Source organism: Campylobacter sp. CNRCH_2015_1657 (genome assembly GCF_025772685.1).
Lineage (GTDB): Bacteria > Campylobacterota > Campylobacteria > Campylobacterales > Campylobacteraceae > Campylobacter_D > Campylobacter_D lari_D.
In genome coordinates, this window is sequence record NZ_JAKMSO010000009.1 from 43,761 (window position 1) to 61,277 (window position 17,517).

A 17,517-nucleotide genomic window follows, 5' to 3' on the forward strand; every position below is an offset into this window, starting at 1 on the left:
ATGGATAATTTAATACATATAGAGGTGGTAACACCTCTTGGTATGATTTACAATGATAATGTAAAATCTATTGTTCTTCCTGGAAGTGAAGGTGAATTTGGTGTTTTAAAAGGACATGCATCTTTAATTTCTTCTTTAAGGGCAGGGATTATAGATATAGAAAAATCAGATTCTACCCATGAGTTAGTTGCTATTGATTCAGGTCATGCAAAAGTTTCTGAAACGAAAGTAAGTGTTTTAGCAAAAGGTGCTGTGTGGGTTGGAGGAAATAGTGATAGTGAAATAGCAAAAAGATTAGCAGATGCAAAAGATTTAATCAAATCTATGAGTAGTGATAGTGTTGCTTTAGCTTCTACTTTTGCTAAGATGGATAATAATGTAAGGCAAAAATAGTGGATTTTCAATCAATTTTTCATTTTTTTGAAAATACAAGCTTAATTACTTATATTGTATTGGCTTGGCTTTCGGTGTATTTTATACTTAGTTTTAGTATTTTATTTTCAAGATTAATGCTTATTAATAAATGGATGCAAGATGAAAGTCAGGCTTTAGAAGCTTTGATGAGAGGAGAGAGGGATTTAAGCCAAAGTGCATCAATTTTAAAAAAATGTATTGAGATTGATGAAACTAAGATGAATATTTATAAAAATTCTGTTGAAAAAAAAGCCACAATTGGATTAACTTGGCTTAGTATTATTGCTTCAACCTCTCCTTTTATAGGTCTTTTTGGTACAGTTATTTCTATACTTGAAACTTTTGGTGGTTTAGAAATGCAAAATTCTTTGAGTATTATTGCGCCAAAAATTAGTGAAGCTTTGGTAGCTACAGGTTGTGGAATTTTAGTGGCAATTCCCGCATATAGTTTTCATTTGATTATCAAACGCAAAGCTTATGAACTAATTAATATTTTAGATAGTGAGATAAAAGTATTAGTAAGTTCAGCAAAGGTTTAATTGATGTTTTTAGAAGAAAAACCCGAACTAAATATTACACCTTTAGTGGATATTATGCTTGTATTGCTTGCTATTTTAATGGTAACAGCACCAAGTATTACATATGAAGAAAAAGTTCAACTTCCTCAAGGTTCACAAAAAACTTCAAGTGCTCCAAATATCAAAAGTTTAATTATAACAATTAATGCAAAAAAAGAAATTTTTATAGGAAAAGATAAATTTAATTTTTTAAGTTTTGCGGATAATATGAATGCATTAAAAATGCAATATAATACTCAAGAAACAGTTTTCATTAGAGCGGATAAGAATTTAAAATATGATGATGTAATGAGTGTTTTAAGAACAATGAAGCATTTGGGTTTTCAAAAAGTTGCTTTGCAAACTGAGTAAAAAATGGAAGAAAATTCTACATATAATTTTAAAGCTTTTACTTATGCGATTTTAGTTTATTTTTTTGTTGTTTTTTTAGTATTTTTTAAGTTAGTCGAATATAAGCCAAAAGCTATTGAATATACTAATGATCCTAATAGTTTTATTAATATAGAACTTGGAGATAGTATAAATCAAAATCAAGTAAATATGATACAAGAGCTACAAAAGGAAAATTTGCAAAGTTTATTTGAAGAGAATCTTTTGCAAAAATACACTACAAATAAAAATGTTAATACTCAAAATGTAGAACAACAAGCTAGTGTTTTCAATGAGTTATTTGGCAAAATAGAAGACTATCAAGAAGAAAAAACTACAAAAGTACAATCTTCAATGCCATCGAAAAAACCTACTTTTACTCAAAGAGAAAAAATCAATGATTTTTCTAAGCAATTAAATGAAAATCTACAAATTAATCAAGAATTAGGACAATCTGTTATAGAACAAAAAATAGGAGTTTATGATCAATTTTTAGGTGTTGTTAGAAAACATCTTGAAGATAGATGGAGAATATACAATCCTAGTGGTAATTTAAGTATAGAAGTAGAATTTGTAATTGATAATAACGGATATTTTTATTTGTTAAGTACCACTAGCGCACATAGTGATAATTTTGATAAAAAGGCGAAAGAATTTTTACAAAATTTAGAAGGAAAATACATAACTTTACCTCCAAATGGTAAAATAAGAAAAATTAAAATGAAACTTAGTGATATAATTGAGTTTAAAACGGAGAAGTGATGAGAAAAATATTAGCGTTTTTATTTTTTTGTTCAGTATTATTTGGGCAAGATGCGACAATATCTGTTGTAAATAAAGGTATGCAATTACCTAAAATTTATATTAAAGATCAATCAAGATTGAATGATTTAGATCTTAAAAAAAGCTTTTATAATATGCTTGTTAATGATATAAAAGTGAGTTCAAATTTTGAATTAACTCAAGATGAAAAACAAGGTGATTATATTTTTTCTTATGTTTTAAATAAAAATGGTAAGCTTTTGGATATTGATGTTGAAATTTTAGCTGCAAATGAAACAAAAACGAGATTTTATGAGCAAATTCTTTCCATTGAAGAATATCCATTTTTAGCACATAGAAGTGTCGCTCAAATGAATAGAAAATTAGGTTTTGCACCGGTTGATTGGATGGATCATAAAATTTTAATAGCTAGAACTCAAGGTAATAAGCAAAGTGATATTTTGTTAGCAGATTATACTTTAACTTATCAAAAGATATTAATATCAAAAGGTTTAAATTTATTTCCCAAATGGGCAAATAAAGAACAAGATGCATTTTATTTCACTGCTTATGAAGATGAAATTCCAACACTTTATAAATATAATATGAAAAATAAAAACATCACAAAAATCATTGCTAGTAAGGGTATGATGGTTGCTTCTGATGTTAGCGATGATGGTAAAAAAATTTTACTTACTATGGCGCCAAAAGATCAGCCAGATGTGTATTTGTATGATACAGATACAAAAGATTTAAAACAGATTACAAATTATACGGGTATTGATGTAAATGGCAACTTTGTAGATGATGATAAAAAAATCGTATTTGTATCAGATCGTTTAGGTTATCCAAATATTTTTATGCAAAATTTAGATTCTAATTTAACAGAACAAGTAGTTTTTCATGGTAAAAATAATTCTTCAGTTTCTACCTATAAACATTATATGGTTTATTCTAGCAGGGAGGTAAATCAAAGTGGGGTTTTTAATCTTTATTTAATGTCAACCCAGAGTGATTATATAAGACAACTCACTGCAAATGGTAAAAATCTTTTTCCAAGATTTTCAAGTGATGGAGAAAGTGTAGTATTTATTAAATATTTAGGTTCACAAAGTGCCTTAGGAGTCATTAGAATTAATGCAAATAGGGCTTTTCATTATGGTTTAAAGGTAGGTAAAATTCAATCAATTGATTGGTAAAATATCAAAATTGTATTTTTTTTGTTATAATTAAACATGATTTTTAAATAAAAAAGGGGAAAAGCAATGAAAAAAATCATTTTTGCTTCAATTACTGCGTTTGCTGTTATTGTAAGTGGTTGTGCTACAAAAAATACTAGTGTAAGCAGTTCAAGTAGTGTAGATGGATCAAAAGGTAGTGGTGGTTCTGATAGATTTGAAAATCTTGAATCTTTAAATTCTATTGCAAATGTGTATTTTGATTTTGATAAATTTAATGTTAGAAAAGATATGCAAAAAGTTGTTGCAGATAATGCTGAAATTTTCAACAAAGAAGCCGCGAATGCTGCAATTGTAGTTGAAGGAAACTGCGATGAATGGGGAACTGATGAATATAATCAAGCTCTAGGTTTAAAAAGAGCTAAAGCTGTTAAAGAATCTTTAGTAGCTCAAGGTGTTAGCGCAGATAGAATAAGCGTAAAAAGTTATGGAGAAACTAATCCTGTATGTACTGAAAGAACAAAAGCTTGTGATGCGCAAAATCGTCGTGCAGAATTTAAATTATCAAAATAAGTTTTAAATAAATGAAAATCAAATTATTATCAGTAGCTCTTTTAGGAGCTACTTTTTTATACGCTGAAATTTCAGCATTTGATGCAGGAAAAGTAGATACAAAAACACCTTATGGCTTAACTCAAAATGAAAAATTACAATACGAAAATCAAGAACGCTTAAAAGCTTTAAATGAATATTATACTAATTTGACTAGTAAGATAAATACTGCTGTAGAAAATATAGAAGGTTTACAAAGTGTAACCGAGGGTTTAAATGCTCAATATTCTAAAGCAAATACAAAATTACTTTCACTAGAAGAAAACTATCAAAATTTTGATGCAAATATCACAAAAGAAATTCAAAATTTAAGAGCTTATGTAGAAGAAAATAGGCAAATTCAAGAAAAAAATCACCAAGAAATTCAAAAAGTATTGAGCGAAATAACAACTTTGATCAATAAAATTAATGATGATTATGTTTCTAAAGAAGATATGAACCAAACCATAACTTTTTTTCAATCGGAAATAGCTAGAGTGCAAAATCAAACAAATAATATTCAAGTTGTTCCTATTGCTAGTGAAAGCAATAAAACACAAGAAGTCATTAAAGAAACAAATACGACTTTGGAAAAAGAAATTGTTCAAGAGAAAGATGATAGTTGGAAAAAACTGCAATCTAGCGAAATTTTAAAAAAAGCTATTGATGAAACCAATAAAAATCAATTTGATGATGCAAAAGAAAAATTTGAGCATTTAATTAGTATCCATTATAAACCTGCTAGATCTACTTTTTGGCTTGGAGAGATAAGATATAAACAAAAAGATTATGCAGGCGCTTTGGGATTTTACAAAAAAAGTTCTGCTATAAGCACCAAGGGTGATTATGTGCCAAAATTACTTTATCATACGGCTATTAGCTTAGATAAAGTTGGGGATCCAAAAAGTGCTAATAAATTTTACAAAGCTTTAAAGACAGCTTATCCTGATAGTCCTGAAGCAAAAGTTTCGCCAGATAGAAAATAAAAAAGGAGATAAAATGGCTATAGAAAAAAATAGTGTAGTTTCAATGTTTTATGAGTTAAAAGATGCAAACACAAATGAAGTTTTAGAATCAAATATTTATGCTGAACCTATTTCTTTTATTTTAGGTAAGGGTCAAATTTTAGAAGGACTAGAAGAGGAAATTCAAAAACTTGATGCCCCATGTGATGCTGATATTGTGATAAAAAAAGAAAATGCTTTGGGTGAATATGATGCAAATGCATTGCAAACTTTACCAAAAGAACAATTTGCAGGGATTGATTTGCAAGTTGGTATGGAGCTTTTTGGCGAAGGCGAAGATGGTAATACAGTAAGAGTAATTGTTAGAGAAATTACTGAGAATGAAGTTACTATTGATTATAATCATGCTTACGCAGGAAAAGATTTGTTATTTTCAATTAATATTGTAGATGTTAGAGCTGCAAGTGAAGATGAAATTTTAACAGGAATTATTGCAGGTAGCAGAAGTTGTGGATGTGGTGGTGGAGGACATCATCATGATCATCATCACGGACATGGTGGTGGATGTTGTGGTGGCCACGGACATGGTGGTGGCGGTTGCTGCGGTGGACACTAATGAATAGTGCATTTATTTTCCCAGGCCAAGGCTCTCAAAGTGTTGGTATGGGGCTTAGTTTTTATGAGAATTCACTTAAAGCAAGAGAATTATTAGATTGTGCAAGTGATTATTGTAAAATTGATTTTAAAAATTTGCTTTTTAAGGAAAATGAAAATTTAAATAAAAGTGAATTTACACAAATGGCCATAGTGTTAAACTCACTAATGGCTTATGAAGCTTTAAAAGAGCAAGCTAGTATAGAAGCTAAGTATAGTTTAGGCCATTCACTAGGAGAATTTAGTGCTTTAGCGACTCAAGGTGCATTTGACTTTTTAGATGTTATAGCACTTGTTAACAAGCGTGGCCAATTTATGCAGGAGGATTGCTCTAAAATCGAAGCTGGTATGATGGTGGTTTTAGGACTTGAAGATAAAGTAGTAGAAGAACTTTGTCAAAAGGCATTAAGTGAGCAAAAAAGTATTTTTGCAGCTAATTATAATTGTGAAGGACAGATTGTAGTAGCGGGCTTAAAGCCTGATTTAGCTTCTTATGAGAGTGAGTTTAAGAATGCAGGAGCCAAAAGAGCTATGCTTTTGAATATGAGTGTTGCAAGCCATTGTCCATTATTAAAAAATGCGTCTTTAAAACTTACAAAAGAACTAGAGCTTGTGTTAAAAGATGATTTTAAAAGTGTAGTTTCAAATGTAAATGCAAAAATATATAGTGATAAAACTCAAGCTTTAACACTTTTAAGCGAGCAACTTATAAAGCCTGTTCTTTATAAACAAAGCATTAAAACAATAGACAATGAAGTGGATTTTTATATAGAATTTGGTGCGAGCGTGCTAAAGGGCTTAAATAAAAAAATCACTCAAAAAGAAACTTATGCTTTAAGTAAAATAGAAGATATTGATGAAATTCTAAAGGTGATTAAATGAAAATAGCTATTTTAGGAGCTATGCCCGAAGAGGTTACTCCTTTACTCGAAACATTAAAAGAATATCAAGCAATTGAATATGCAAATAATACTTATTATATTGCAAAATACAAAAATCATGAATTAATCATCGCTTATTCTAAGATAGGGAAAGTAAATTCCACTCTTAGCGCAACTATTATGATAGAAAAATTTAAAGCTGAACTTATGCTTTTTACAGGAGTGGCTGGTGCTTTTAATCCTAGTTTGGAAATAGGGGATTTAATCTATGCTACAAAATTAGCTCAATATGATTTAGATATTACAGCTTTTGGACATCCGCTTGGTTATGTTCCTGGTAATGAAATTTTTATAAAAACAGATGATAAGCTTAATAATCTTGCCATAGAGGTTGCTAAAGAACTTGGTGTTAAATTACAATCAGGTATTATCGCTACGGGTGATGAATTTATTTGTGATGAGAATAAAAAAGCAAAAATTAGAGAAATTTTTAATGCAGATGCTTGTGAAATGGAAGGAGCTAGTGTGGCTTTGGTATGTGATGCTTTAAAAATTCCATGTTTGGTTTTAAGGTCAATGAGTGATAAGGCAGGTGAAAAAGCTGAATTTGACTTTGATGAGTTTGTAGAAAAATCCGCTAAAATTTCAGCTAATTTTGTTTTAAAAATTTGTGAGAAATTATGATAAATCTTAGCAAAAGACTAATCAGAGAAGTTACAAAAGCAAATGCCAAGTTTTCCTTAATAGGAGATAATGATAAAGTTTTATTAGGACTTAGTGGCGGGAAAGACTCTCTAGCTCTAGCTCATCTTTTAAAGCGTATGCAAGCACATGCACCTTTTAAATTTGAACTTAAAGCAGTAACTTTAAGTTATGGCATGGGTGAAGATTACACCAAACTTCATAATCACTGCAAAGAACATGGTATTGACCATGAGGTTATTGATTCTAATATTTATGAAATTTCAGGTGATACCATTAGAAAAAATTCAAGCTTTTGTAGCTATTTTTCAAGAATGAGGCGTGGTGCTTTATATACTTACGCCTTAGAAAATGGTTTTAATAAATTAGCCATAGCTCATCATTTAGATGATGCAGTAGAGAGTTTTTTTATGAATTTCATTTATAATGGTGCTCTTAGAAGTTTAGCGCCAAAATATAAAAGTAAAAGAGGTATAGAAGTCATCCGTCCTTTGATTTTTGTAAGAGAAAGACAATTAAGGGAAAATGCTATTAATAATGAATTAGAAGTAATTGGTAATGAATTTTGTCCTGGTATGAAATTAAGTGAAAAAAATGTAAAATTTCCTCATGCTAGAGAAGAAGCTAAACAGCTTTTAGCAAATTTAGAAAAAGAAAATCCAAAATTATTTACGAGCTTAAAAACTGCATTTGAAAATATCCACACGGATAGTTTTTTCATGGTTAAGGATAATGACTAAACTTTTAATTATAGTTGATTATCAAAATGATTTTATCGATGGTAGCTTAGGTTTTGAAAAAGCTACCAAGATAAAAGATAATATTCTTACTCTTTTAAAAAATCATCAAGGTGATGTTGTTTTTACTTTTGATACGCATGATGAGAATTATTTAAAAACCCAAGAAGGAAAAAAACTGCCTATTTATCATTGTATTAAAGATACTTTTGGTTGGCAAATGCCAAGCGATTTTGATGTGTATTTAAAAAATGCAAAAAAAATCTTTTATAAGAATGCTTTTGGTAGTTTAGAATTGGCTAATTTTTTAAAACAAAATCATTATGAAAGTATAGAATTTTGTGGCTTAGTTTCGCATATTTGTGTATTTAGTAATATTATTTTAGCTCAAAGCGCCACGCCTAATTCTAAAATTATTTTACATAAAAACGCTACTGCAAGTTTTAATGAATCTTTAGAAAATAGTGCTTATGAAATTTTACAAGCTTATGGCATAGAGCTTTTATAGATGCAAGGCTTTATTTTGCACACTCAGAGCGTAAAAGATGAGGATTTGATTGTTTATCTTTTAAGTGCCAAAAAAGTTATTAAAAGTTATAGATTTTACGGAATGAGACATTCTAATATTCTAAATGGATATAAGATTGATTTTGAACTTGAGGAAAGTTCTAGATTTTTACCGCGCTTAAAAGATGTTTTACATATTGGATTTTCTTGGGTTTTAGATAGAGAAAAAATGTTTTTTTGGCAAGAATTTATCAGGCTTTTTTATTGGCATTTAAAAGATGTTGAGGAGATTGATAGTTTTTATTTTGAGCTTTTAGAAGATTGTGCTAAGCGTTTTGAAAAACAAGATTGCAAGCGTGTGATTGTGGATGCTTATTTAAAGATTCTAAGCTTTGAAGGACGCTTGCATAAGGATTTTATTTGCTTTTTATGTGATGAGTGTATAAAAGAAGATGTTGTATTGATAAGGGCTTTTTTGCCTGCGCATAAAAAATGTGCTTTTGGCTATGAGTTTAAAGCTAAAGATCTTGTGAGGTTTTATGAAAATTTTAATTCATCGCATTTTAGCGATGAATATATTGATAATTTATATAAAATCATTAAAGAGGGTTTTTAAGAGTAATATCATACATCATAATAGCCTCTTGTCTTAATTTTGCGATGATATTTGCACTATCAATATGTGTATTTTTTATAATAGCTTCCTTGCTATTTTTAATATCTTCAAGCAAATTTCCAAGTTGTTTTTGGGAGCTTTGTAAGCAAGTGCTTATACATTTTGGTTGTGTTTGTTGTAAAACTTGCTCGAAATTTAAACTTTGATTGTTAAGCTTTGAAGCATGTGCTGCTAGATTATTTGCACTTGTTCTAATGCCACCTAATGCTTTGTAAATCCCTTTTGAATTGATATGAGCTGCCATGAACCTTCCTTGTTTTATGGTATCTCTTCATTCATATTGCTTAGAATTTTACAAGCAAAAATCATTCCTTATTGAAAAATTCTTGCATATATTTTCGCATAATTTCTGCATCATTAATGCGATTAACACAATCTCTAAAATTTGAAGCATCTTCATAGCCTTTAGAATATTCATGTAAGTGCTTTCTAAATATGCTTATACCTTGTTCTTTGTAATGTTTTAGCATTTCTTCAAAATGTGTAAAGATGATTTTGTTTTTTAAAATTTTATCGATTTTTTTGCCAGTTTTTACCTCGTGAAATATCCAAGGTTTTCCTATGCTTGCACGCCCTATCATCAATGCATCACAATTTGTTATTTTAAAAACTTCTTTAGCATTTTCTGTGCTAATATCGCCATTTGCAACTAAAGGAATTTTGATATTTTCTTTAGCTAAAGCTATAGCTTCATAATCAGAATTTCCACTATACATTTGTTTTCTAGTGCGACCATGCATACTGATAAAATCTACCCCAGCATTTTCACATGCTTTAGCAATGGTAATAGGATCTTTTTTTTCAAACCCTAATCTTACTTTGACACTAGTTAGCTTTTTATTGCTTGTTTTTTTGATAAGTTCTAAAATTCTTTGCAATTTATCAAGATCTTGCAAAAGAGCACTGCCTGCACATTGTTTTATAACTTTATTTACAGGACAGCCGCAATTAAAATCAATCCCATCTATAAAATCAAAACGATTTAATATTTCTACAGCTCTTTGAATCACACTTTCATCCGAGCCTGCAATTTGAACTATATAAGGATTCTCAAGTTCAGCTTTTTCCAACATTTTAAGAGTTTTTGAGCTTTCATACACTAAAGCATTAGAACTTATCATCTCACTAATTGTTACATCAGCTCCAAATTGTTTAACTAAATTTCTCAAAGGTAAGTCCGAAAAACCTGCCATAGGAGCTAAAAACAAAGGCTTTTTACTAAAATCTATCATTGTATAAATTTTTCAAGTTCTATTTTTTTATTATGTTCTCTTAAAAAGAGCAAGAGTCTAAAATCCTTATGTTCGTTTTGATCATTTCCTAATTCATTAAGCAATTCATCATACATACCAAATTCTGCTAAAGTATAAAGATAAGCTCTTAAAGCTTGAGAATGACTATCTTTTAACTTTTTAAATAAAGCAATTAATATTTGAGGCTCTATTTTTTTACAAAGTATTTTTGTGCATTGTAAATATGACTTATCATCTAAGGTATTCATGCTAAGCAAAACTTCGATTTCAGCATGATTTAATTCCAAATTTTCTTTTTCAAATCTATCCAAAAGTAATAAAATATCATCTTGATTTTTTTGTATTTTTAGTGTTTTAATTTGGCTATAAGGTGCATTATCTAATACCATTTTATAAGCAAAATTTTCTAATTCATTTGTCAGAGTTTCTTTATTTTTAATAAAAGAAAAAGCATAGTCGCTATCTTTTTGGAAATGATTTTTTTCATTTAAAATGAAAATTTCATTATGTGGATCGAGTTTGTATTTTTTTAATTCCACAAATTCCTTTTTGTCTAACTGCTCTAAAATATTTATAATATCATCTATTTTTGTATTTTGATTTTTTTCTTTAAAATAAAGAGCTTGAGTGTTTTTGGCTATATCTTGAAATTCTTGAGTTTTAAATTTAATTTTGCTTATTTTTTTCAAAAATACATCAATTAAAAAATTTTCATAATTTTTGCTATCTTTAATAAGATTTTTGTATTGTAAATGTTTTAAAAAGCCATAAAAACTCATATGCAATAAAGCTAAAACCATCAAAATAAATGCAGGTAAAATTACCCACAAGCTGATAGGTAAATTTAGCTCAAAAGCAGAAATTGTGAAAGTGTAATTTCCCAAATTTAGATTATAAACTAAGGCTGCTACGATTAAAAGATAAACTAAACTTGCAAAGAAAAATAATTTTACTTTCATAATTCTTTCCTTTTTTCTAAGTTTTCACGACAATTTATACAATATTTTGCGTGAGGTTTTACTTTGAGTCTTTCAGGATGTATATCTTCATCACAATACTCACAAATTCCATAAGTATTGTTATCTATTTTGCTTAATGAATGTTTAATTTCTTCTAATTCTGTTTTTAAATTTTCGTTGATTTTTAAGTCAATATGTGAGCTGTTGTCAATTTGTTGTAAATCAACTTCATCTCTTGGTTCACTATCTTGCAGATCATGGATATTGTCTATATTGCCTTGAAGTTCTTGTAAAATTTCTTTTTGTCTTTGAAGTAATATATTTTTAAATTCTTCAAGATTTAACTCTTGCATAAATGCTCCTATTTGTGGTATGGATGATTTGTATTAATGCAAAATGCACGATAAATTTGTTCTAAAAGCATAGTTTTAGCAAATTTATGCACTAAAGTCATTTTGCTAAGAGCTATGCTTGTATGCATTTGTGCGATGAATTCTTTTTCAAGGCCATAAGCACCGCCTATAAAAAAAGAAATTTCATTTTTATCTTGTAATAATTTAGCAAATTCTATACTTGTAAGCTCTTTACCCTTTTCATCTAAAGCTATGCAAAAACCTTTTTTATAAGGATTTAGCGCGTTTGTATAAGATTTTTTTGCTTCTATGGTATTGGTATTTTGTGCTAAATTAATTTTATTGTTAAAAATACAAATATCATTAAAATTGCAAAATTTTTTGATGAGCTTGGTGTAGTGCTCATCTATTTTACTAAATTCATTATTATTGTTTTTTTGAATGCTTAAAAGATTAATATGCATTTTTAATTTTTAGAAAAAAATCTTAAAAAATCTGCTATAAATTTTTTATGTTCACTTCTTTCTACAATAGCATCAATTAATCCATGTTCAAGTAAAAATTCGGCCTTTTGAAAGCCTTCTGGTAAATCAGTACCTATAGTTTGTTTGATAACTCTAGCTCCTGCAAAGCCTACTAGGGCACCAGGTTCAGCCATAATGATATCTCCAAGCCAAGCAAACGATGCGCTCACTCCACCCATAGTTGGATCAGTTAAGACAGAAATATAGGGAAGCTTTTCTTCTGCTAATAGCTTTAATGCTGCACTTGTTTTGCTCATTTGCATTAAAGAATAAGTGCTTTCTTGCATTCTAGCTCCACCACTTGCACTCACTATAACAACAGGAGTTTTTTTCTCAATCGCTCTTTCAATAGCTCTAAGAATTTTTTCACCTTCTACTGAGCCCAAACTTCCACCCATGAAAGAAAAATCAAAAACAACTAATTGAGTTTTAATGCCATCTATATTGCACTCGCCGCTTATTATAGCGCTTTTTCTTCCTGTTTTTTCTTCATTTTCTGCTAATCTTTTTTTATATGATTTACTATCAACAAATTTAAGTGGATCAATTGCATGTAAATCTTTATCCATTTCTACAAAAGTATCTTCATCACTAAGTAGCTCGATGCGTTTTAAAGGATTTAATCTCATATGAAAATTACATTTAGGACAAACATTATAACAAGTTTCTATTTCTTTATAATACATTAACGCATGACAAGAATTACATTTTACCCAGTGATTTGGAGCTTCGCTTGGAGCGGCTTGTTTGCGTCTTATACTAGAAAAAATATCTAAAAAATTCATTATCTCTACCTAAAATAAAATTTCAAAATTATAGCAAGATTTTAGTATTTTTAAAATCTTGCACCCAACATAAACTCGAATTTGCTTAAGTCGTCTTTTGAATTAGTGTTAAATGGTTTAGCAAAAACTAAATTTAAAGCACCTAGTGGGGTTAGCCACTCAAAGCCAACACCTGTGCTCCATCTTTGAATTTGACTTAAAGAACTTTCTCCTATGGCACCATAGTCAAAAAACACACTTCCTCTTAGTTTGATTCTATCAAAGATTGGAAAGCTAAGCTCTACAGAATTTGCAAAAGCCACTGTACCACCTGTTTCATCACCCCATTCGTTTTTAGGACTCACGCTTCTTCTATCAAAACCTCTAATAGTTCCTATGCCTCCAAGGTATAATTTTTCATTGATAGGTAAATAACCTTGATCCCATACCTTATAAAAACTTGCTTTATAGCGATAAATCAAATCCCAACCTATAAATTCTTCTAAGCCTTGATAATAATTAAATTTAGTAGTAGAGCTTATAAATTCTTGATCTCCACCTAAGCCTGCATATTCAAGTGAGGTTGAAGCGATAAAACCTGATCTTGGTAGATAATAATCATCTGTATTGTTAAATACTATTGAAGGAGTGATAGAACTTTTGTAAGTTTTACCGAGTTTATATCCTTGAGCGATTAAGCGATCACTCAAATGATAAATATCACTTTGCTCAAGATTGTAAGTTAAATCTATGCTTGTATATCTTCCCAAAGTTTTACCAACACTTATATCAAAACCATAGTTTCTCTCATCATAACTATCCCATTCTAAGCGATCTGAATATAATGATCCTCCAAGAGAATAATCACTATCATTTACTCTAGGATTTCTTAAAGATATTCTACCTGAAAGTGTATCATCACCTTTGTCTATACTTACACTTCCTTTCATGCCAGAGCCTAAGATATTTGCATCAGATAATGAAGCACTAAGTAAAATTCCATCACTAGTTCCATAACCAATACCACCTGAAATAGCTCCAGTTGAAGCTTCTTTGACTTCTACTATCAAATCAATATGTGTATCATCTACTCTTTGTTCTTTAATATCTACATTTTCAAAATATGCAGTTCTTCTTAGAGCATTTCTTGAGTCTATTAAATCAGTTCTATTATAAAGATTGCCTTCGGTTAGATAAAGCTCTCTACGAATAACCCTATCAACTGTTTTAGTATTACCTGAAATTTCAACATTTCTAACATATACTTTTTCATTAGGTATGACTTTAAAAATAATCACAGCTTCATGGTTTTCTTTATCTTTTTGTATATCAGGTATAACCTGTACAAAAGCATAACCCAAATCAGCCGTCTTTGTTTCTATAGTTTTTATATCTTCTCTTAGTTTTTCTATATTAACTATTTTTCCAACACTTAATTTTAAATCATTTACTAAAGCTTCATTTTCTTCATCACTAAAAATAGGATTAAAAATTTTAATCCCTTTAACTTTATAAACCTCGCCCTCGTTGATAAAATAAGTTAAATCAGCTTGATAAGTATCTGTATAAGTATTTAAAAAAGCAGGAGATACGCTTACATCAAGATAACCTTCTTTTAAATATACATCTGAAATTCTTGAGCTATCATTTGCAAGATCAAAGATTTTAAGCTTACCATCGTTAAAGCCCCACATCCAGCCTAGGGCTTCTCTTTGTTTATTTGCTACCGCAGGTTCAATATCTGAATAACTTAAATTTTTTGCACCACTTAAATGTACTTTTTCTATGATGATATTTTCCCCACGATTTACAACAAAAGTAAGTTTTAATGAGCTTGAATTACTTAATTTTTCATCTTTGATTTCTACAACAGTATCATAAAAACCTTTGGCTTGATAAAAAAGTTTGATTTTTTCAGCTGCGTCTTTAGCTGAATTTTCATCATATAAAATTCCAGGTTTTAAACCAACAAGACTTTCTATTTGTTTTCTATCATTACTTGCTATACCTTGAATGTCTATTTTTCCAATGGAAGGTTTTTCTATTACTTTAAAAATTAGCACCCCATTTTTTTCTTCTACTACTATATCTTTAAAATAATTTCTATCAAAAAGGTTTTTAATTGCTGTATCTATACTAGCAGGATCGATTTTTTGTCCTATTTTTAATTTAGAAATCGCAATAGCACTTTCTTTAGAAAGTTGCGATAAGCCTTCAAATTTTATATCTTTAATCGTAGCTGCACATAAAGAACTTGAGAGTGCAAAGAAAACAAACCATTTTTTCATCATTTTACCTAAATTTTTATATACAAAATCGTTATAATACCAAAATATTTTTAACTAATGCTTTTTAAGGAAAATTTATGAAAGTAGGTATAATCGGACTTGGCTTAATAGGTGGATCTTTGGGCCTTAGCTTAAGAGAGAATAAATTAATAGATTTAGTTTGCGGATATGATATAAACAAAGAATTTGAACAAATCGCGCTAGAGCGAAAATTAATAGATAAAATTGTTTCATTTGAAGAGTTAAAAAAATGTGATGTAATTTTTTTAGCTATCCCTGTAAGAGCTATTGTAAAAATTTTAAAAGAATTTCAAGGCATTTCTAAAGATTGCACTATCATTGAGCTTGGAAGTACAAAAGAAGAAATTATTAAAAATTTACCTTCTTATTTACAAAGTCAATTTATCGCAGCTCATCCTATGGCAGGAACAGAAAATAGCGGTCCAAATGCAGCTATAAAAGACTTGTATAAAAATGCAGTTTGTGTTTTATGTGATATGCAAAATGCTGATCATATCCATCAAAAAAGAGCTATAGAAATTTTTTCAGATTTAGGAATGAAGCTTGTATTTATGGATAGTATCGCGCATGATCATCATGCTTCTATCATTTCACACTTACCGCATGTGATTAGTTTTTCTTTGGCAAATTTTGTAATGAAAGAAGAAAATAAAAAAAATATAGCCCACCTAGGAGGTCCTTCTTTTAAAGATATGTGTAGAATTGCAAAATCAAACCCTCAAATGTGGAGTGGTATTTTTGAACAAAACAAACAAAATTTATTAAATTCTATTGATTTATTTCAAAAAGAACTACAAGAGTGTAAAAAAATGATAGAAAAATGTGATATAAATGAACTTGAAGCTTGGATTAAAAGTGCAAATAAGTTAAGAGAAATTTTGTAAAATTTTTTATAATTTACTCTTAATTTGCTAAAGCATAATATATTTTTACAAAAATTATACAATAGAAAGTGGAGAATATGGTTTTTACGCGTAAAAGATCAAATAAAAAATGGATTTTTCTAGTTTTTTTAATACTTTTAGCCTTTGGGGTTTTTGTGTTAAATACAAAGCTGTTTGAAAAAAATCCTCCATTAATCCAAACAAAATCAGATATTATTTATAGCAATTTAACAGATCCTATATCTATAGAAATAAGCGATGAAAGCGTTTTAAAAGATGTTAAAGTCACACTATTTAAAGCAAATGAATTAAATGGTGAAATGCTTGTTAATGAACATGTTAAAGGTAATAAAAAAAGTGTCCATTTTGATTTAAAACTACCAAAACCAGCTTATAAAGAAAATGTTGATTCTTATAAGCTTGTAATAGAAGCAAGTGATAGTAGTTTTTGGAATTTCTTTTTAGGAAATCAAGCGCTTAAAGAAGTGAAAGTTATCATTGATACCAAAAAACCATTTGTAGAAATTTTAGACAATTCTTATCAAATCGAACAAGGTGGAGTAGGTAGTGTGGTATTTAAAGCAAGTGATGAGAATTTACAAGAAGTTTATATCACAACTGATAAAGATAAAATTTTTAAAGCAACTCCTTATGTGAAAGAAGGATATTATGCTGCTTTGATTCCTTGGGAGGCAACTGATGAGCATTTTAGAGCTTATGTGGTGGCAGTGGATAAAGCAGGTAATGTAAACAAGCAAAGAATTAGATATTATTTTACCAATAAAAAATACCGTGTATCAAATATAAAAGTAAGTGATAGATTTTTAGATGGAAAGATTGAATTTTTAGCACAAAAATATGCTCCAAAAGATAGAGAGTTAAGCAGGCTCGAAAAATTTAAATTTGTTAATGAGGACTTAAGAGCTTCTAATGAAGTTATCATTCATGATATTACGAGTAAAGTTCCTGATACCATGATTAATAATTTTAAAGTCAATCTTTTCAAGCCTTTAAAAAATGGCCAAAAAGTAGCTGATTATGCCGATCATAGGTTTTATTCTTATAATAATCAAGCATTTAGTAGCTCTTATCATATGGGGCTTGATTTAGCAAGTGTAAAAGAAGCGCCTATCATTAGCAATAATGATGGTGAAGTGGTATTTGTACAAGAAAATGGAATTTATGGACTAAATATTATTATTTATCATGGTTTTGGGATTTATACTCTTTATGGACATTGCACTAATGTGGATGTAAATGTGGGCGATAGAGTTAAAGCGGGTGATGTTATAGGCACTACAGGCACTACAGGCTTAGCGCTTGGAGATCATGTGCATTTTGGTGTTTTGGTGCAAGGTGTTGAAGTGCGTCCTGAGCAATGGCAAGATGCAAAATGGATAAAAGAAAATATCTATAATGTATTAGAATCAAGCAAAAAAAGAATTTTGAGTGAATAA

Annotated in this window: 22 protein-coding genes; 15 read left to right on the forward strand and 7 right to left on the reverse strand. The window is 29.3% G+C overall.

What is annotated here, in order from left to right:
* The 13 genes from atpC (at position 1) to recO (ending at position 8,954) form a co-directional block, all read left to right on the forward strand.
* Entirely contained in the window at positions 1 to 393 is a 393-nt protein-coding gene (gene atpC / locus L8X27_RS06720; protein WP_133319665.1) for an ATP synthase F1 subunit epsilon, read from the forward strand.
* Positions 393 to 953, forward strand: coding sequence for a MotA/TolQ/ExbB proton channel family protein (locus L8X27_RS06725; protein ID WP_220566504.1), 561 nt, complete (start codon positions 393 to 395; stop codon positions 951 to 953). The genes atpC and L8X27_RS06725 overlap by 1 nt, the downstream gene beginning before the upstream one ends.
* Complete coding sequence (locus L8X27_RS06730) at positions 954 to 1,343, forward strand: ExbD/TolR family protein (RefSeq protein ID WP_263661644.1); 390 nt, start codon at positions 954 to 956, stop codon at positions 1,341 to 1,343. It abuts the gene before it with no gap.
* Positions 1,344 to 1,346: 3 nt separating this feature from the next.
* A complete protein-coding gene (locus tag L8X27_RS06735; protein ID WP_263671098.1) occupies positions 1,347 to 2,123 on the forward strand; it encodes a TonB C-terminal domain-containing protein in 777 nt (258 codons plus the stop codon).
* Positions 2,123 to 3,322, forward strand: coding sequence for a Tol-Pal system protein TolB (gene tolB, locus L8X27_RS06740; protein ID WP_133319661.1), 1,200 nt, complete (start codon positions 2,123 to 2,125; stop codon positions 3,320 to 3,322). Before L8X27_RS06735 ends, tolB begins: the two co-directional genes overlap by 1 nt.
* A 66-nt stretch (positions 3,323 to 3,388) precedes the next feature.
* Complete coding sequence (gene pal / locus L8X27_RS06745) at positions 3,389 to 3,874, forward strand: peptidoglycan-associated lipoprotein Pal (RefSeq protein WP_133319660.1); 486 nt, start codon at positions 3,389 to 3,391, stop codon at positions 3,872 to 3,874.
* An 11-nt stretch (positions 3,875 to 3,885) separates the two neighbouring features.
* A complete protein-coding gene (locus L8X27_RS06750) occupies positions 3,886 to 4,878 on the forward strand; it encodes a tetratricopeptide repeat protein (protein ID WP_133319659.1) in 993 nt (330 codons plus the stop codon).
* A gap of 13 nt (positions 4,879 to 4,891) precedes the next feature.
* Positions 4,892 to 5,473 (forward strand): FKBP-type peptidyl-prolyl cis-trans isomerase, encoded by a 582-nt coding sequence (locus L8X27_RS06755; RefSeq protein ID WP_263662858.1) that lies wholly within the window; start codon positions 4,892 to 4,894, stop codon positions 5,471 to 5,473.
* Positions 5,473 to 6,393, forward strand: a complete 921-nt coding sequence (gene fabD, locus L8X27_RS06760; RefSeq protein WP_263660727.1) for an ACP S-malonyltransferase — start codon at positions 5,473 to 5,475, stop codon at positions 6,391 to 6,393. The genes L8X27_RS06755 and fabD overlap by 1 nt, the downstream gene beginning before the upstream one ends.
* On the forward strand, positions 6,390 to 7,076 hold the full coding sequence (locus tag L8X27_RS06765; protein ID WP_263671097.1) for a 5'-methylthioadenosine/adenosylhomocysteine nucleosidase: 687 nt from the start codon (positions 6,390 to 6,392) through the stop codon (positions 7,074 to 7,076). Before fabD ends, L8X27_RS06765 begins: the two co-directional genes overlap by 4 nt.
* A complete protein-coding gene (locus L8X27_RS06770) occupies positions 7,073 to 7,834 on the forward strand; it encodes an ATP-binding protein (RefSeq protein WP_263681161.1) in 762 nt (253 codons plus the stop codon). Before L8X27_RS06765 ends, L8X27_RS06770 begins: the two co-directional genes overlap by 4 nt.
* Positions 7,827 to 8,339: a cysteine hydrolase family protein gene (locus L8X27_RS06775; protein ID WP_220566498.1), complete on the forward strand. Its 513-nt coding sequence runs from the start codon at positions 7,827 to 7,829 to the stop codon at positions 8,337 to 8,339. The genes L8X27_RS06770 and L8X27_RS06775 overlap by 8 nt, the downstream gene beginning before the upstream one ends.
* Entirely contained in the window at positions 8,340 to 8,954 is a 615-nt protein-coding gene (gene recO / locus L8X27_RS06780; protein ID WP_133319653.1) for a recombination protein RecO, read from the forward strand.
* Here recO and L8X27_RS06785 read toward each other — a convergent pair.
* The 7 genes from L8X27_RS06785 to bamA form a co-directional block, all read right to left on the reverse strand.
* Positions 8,938 to 9,258, reverse strand: coding sequence for a hypothetical protein (locus tag L8X27_RS06785; RefSeq protein WP_039617382.1), 321 nt, complete (start codon positions 9,256 to 9,258; stop codon positions 8,938 to 8,940). The genes recO and L8X27_RS06785 overlap by 17 nt on opposite strands.
* 61 nt (positions 9,259 to 9,319) lie before the next feature.
* The gene (locus L8X27_RS06790; protein WP_220566496.1) at positions 9,320 to 10,246 is read right to left on the reverse strand and encodes a tRNA dihydrouridine synthase; all 927 of its coding nucleotides are present in this window, start codon (positions 10,244 to 10,246) and stop codon (positions 9,320 to 9,322) included.
* The gene (locus L8X27_RS06795; RefSeq protein WP_263681163.1) at positions 10,243 to 11,226 is read right to left on the reverse strand and encodes a hypothetical protein; all 984 of its coding nucleotides are present in this window, start codon (positions 11,224 to 11,226) and stop codon (positions 10,243 to 10,245) included. Before L8X27_RS06795 ends, L8X27_RS06790 begins: the two co-directional genes overlap by 4 nt.
* A complete protein-coding gene (dksA, locus tag L8X27_RS06800) occupies positions 11,223 to 11,579 on the reverse strand; it encodes an RNA polymerase-binding protein DksA (RefSeq protein WP_133319649.1) in 357 nt (118 codons plus the stop codon). Before dksA ends, L8X27_RS06795 begins: the two co-directional genes overlap by 4 nt.
* An 8-nt stretch (positions 11,580 to 11,587) precedes the next feature.
* Positions 11,588 to 12,043: a 23S rRNA (pseudouridine(1915)-N(3))-methyltransferase RlmH gene (locus L8X27_RS06805; protein ID WP_133319648.1), complete on the reverse strand. Its 456-nt coding sequence runs from the start codon at positions 12,041 to 12,043 to the stop codon at positions 11,588 to 11,590.
* A gap of 2 nt (positions 12,044 to 12,045) precedes the next feature.
* The gene (gene accD, locus L8X27_RS06810) at positions 12,046 to 12,888 is read right to left on the reverse strand and encodes an acetyl-CoA carboxylase, carboxyltransferase subunit beta (RefSeq protein WP_263661930.1); all 843 of its coding nucleotides are present in this window, start codon (positions 12,886 to 12,888) and stop codon (positions 12,046 to 12,048) included.
* Positions 12,889 to 12,938: 50 nt separating this feature from the next.
* A complete protein-coding gene (gene bamA / locus L8X27_RS06815) occupies positions 12,939 to 15,155 on the reverse strand; it encodes an outer membrane protein assembly factor BamA (RefSeq protein ID WP_263661929.1) in 2,217 nt (738 codons plus the stop codon).
* A 77-nt stretch (positions 15,156 to 15,232) separates the two neighbouring features.
* On the opposite strand from bamA, the gene L8X27_RS06820 reads away from it, so the two are divergent.
* Positions 15,233 to 16,060, forward strand: coding sequence for a prephenate dehydrogenase (locus tag L8X27_RS06820; protein WP_263671092.1), 828 nt, complete (start codon positions 15,233 to 15,235; stop codon positions 16,058 to 16,060).
* A gap of 77 nt (positions 16,061 to 16,137) precedes the next feature.
* Positions 16,138 to 17,517 (forward strand): M23 family metallopeptidase, encoded by a 1,380-nt coding sequence (locus tag L8X27_RS06825; protein WP_263659727.1) that lies wholly within the window; start codon positions 16,138 to 16,140, stop codon positions 17,515 to 17,517.

What these genes read in the sequence shown, in the direction of transcription:
- atpC (WP_133319665.1), top strand. Translation starts at nt 1, where the DNA reads ATGGATAATTTAATACATATAGAGGTGGTAACACCTCTTGGTATGATT.
- L8X27_RS06735 (WP_263671098.1), top strand. Translation starts at nt 1,347, where the DNA reads ATGGAAGAAAATTCTACATATAATTTTAAAGCTTTTACTTATGCGATT.
- tolB (WP_133319661.1), top strand. Translation starts at nt 2,123, where the DNA reads ATGAGAAAAATATTAGCGTTTTTATTTTTTTGTTCAGTATTATTTGGG.
- pal (WP_133319660.1), top strand. Translation starts at nt 3,389, where the DNA reads ATGAAAAAAATCATTTTTGCTTCAATTACTGCGTTTGCTGTTATTGTA.
- L8X27_RS06750 (WP_133319659.1), top strand. Translation starts at nt 3,886, where the DNA reads ATGAAAATCAAATTATTATCAGTAGCTCTTTTAGGAGCTACTTTTTTA.
- L8X27_RS06755 (WP_263662858.1), top strand. Translation starts at nt 4,892, where the DNA reads ATGGCTATAGAAAAAAATAGTGTAGTTTCAATGTTTTATGAGTTAAAA.
- fabD (WP_263660727.1), top strand. Translation starts at nt 5,473, where the DNA reads ATGAATAGTGCATTTATTTTCCCAGGCCAAGGCTCTCAAAGTGTTGGT.
- L8X27_RS06765 (WP_263671097.1), top strand. Translation starts at nt 6,390, where the DNA reads ATGAAAATAGCTATTTTAGGAGCTATGCCCGAAGAGGTTACTCCTTTA.
- L8X27_RS06770 (WP_263681161.1), top strand. Translation starts at nt 7,073, where the DNA reads ATGATAAATCTTAGCAAAAGACTAATCAGAGAAGTTACAAAAGCAAAT.
- L8X27_RS06775 (WP_220566498.1), top strand. Translation starts at nt 7,827, where the DNA reads ATGACTAAACTTTTAATTATAGTTGATTATCAAAATGATTTTATCGAT.
- recO (WP_133319653.1), top strand. Translation starts at nt 8,340, where the DNA reads ATGCAAGGCTTTATTTTGCACACTCAGAGCGTAAAAGATGAGGATTTG.
- L8X27_RS06785 (WP_039617382.1), bottom strand. Translation starts at nt 9,258, where the DNA reads ATGGCAGCTCATATCAATTCAAAAGGGATTTACAAAGCATTAGGTGGC.
- L8X27_RS06790 (WP_220566496.1), bottom strand. Translation starts at nt 10,246, where the DNA reads ATGATAGATTTTAGTAAAAAGCCTTTGTTTTTAGCTCCTATGGCAGGT.
- L8X27_RS06795 (WP_263681163.1), bottom strand. Translation starts at nt 11,226, where the DNA reads ATGAAAGTAAAATTATTTTTCTTTGCAAGTTTAGTTTATCTTTTAATC.
- dksA (WP_133319649.1), bottom strand. Translation starts at nt 11,579, where the DNA reads ATGCAAGAGTTAAATCTTGAAGAATTTAAAAATATATTACTTCAAAGA.
- L8X27_RS06805 (WP_133319648.1), bottom strand. Translation starts at nt 12,043, where the DNA reads ATGCATATTAATCTTTTAAGCATTCAAAAAAACAATAATAATGAATTT.
- accD (WP_263661930.1), bottom strand. Translation starts at nt 12,888, where the DNA reads ATGAATTTTTTAGATATTTTTTCTAGTATAAGACGCAAACAAGCCGCT.
- bamA (WP_263661929.1), bottom strand. Translation starts at nt 15,155, where the DNA reads ATGAAAAAATGGTTTGTTTTCTTTGCACTCTCAAGTTCTTTATGTGCA.
- L8X27_RS06820 (WP_263671092.1), top strand. Translation starts at nt 15,233, where the DNA reads ATGAAAGTAGGTATAATCGGACTTGGCTTAATAGGTGGATCTTTGGGC.
- L8X27_RS06825 (WP_263659727.1), top strand. Translation starts at nt 16,138, where the DNA reads ATGGTTTTTACGCGTAAAAGATCAAATAAAAAATGGATTTTTCTAGTT.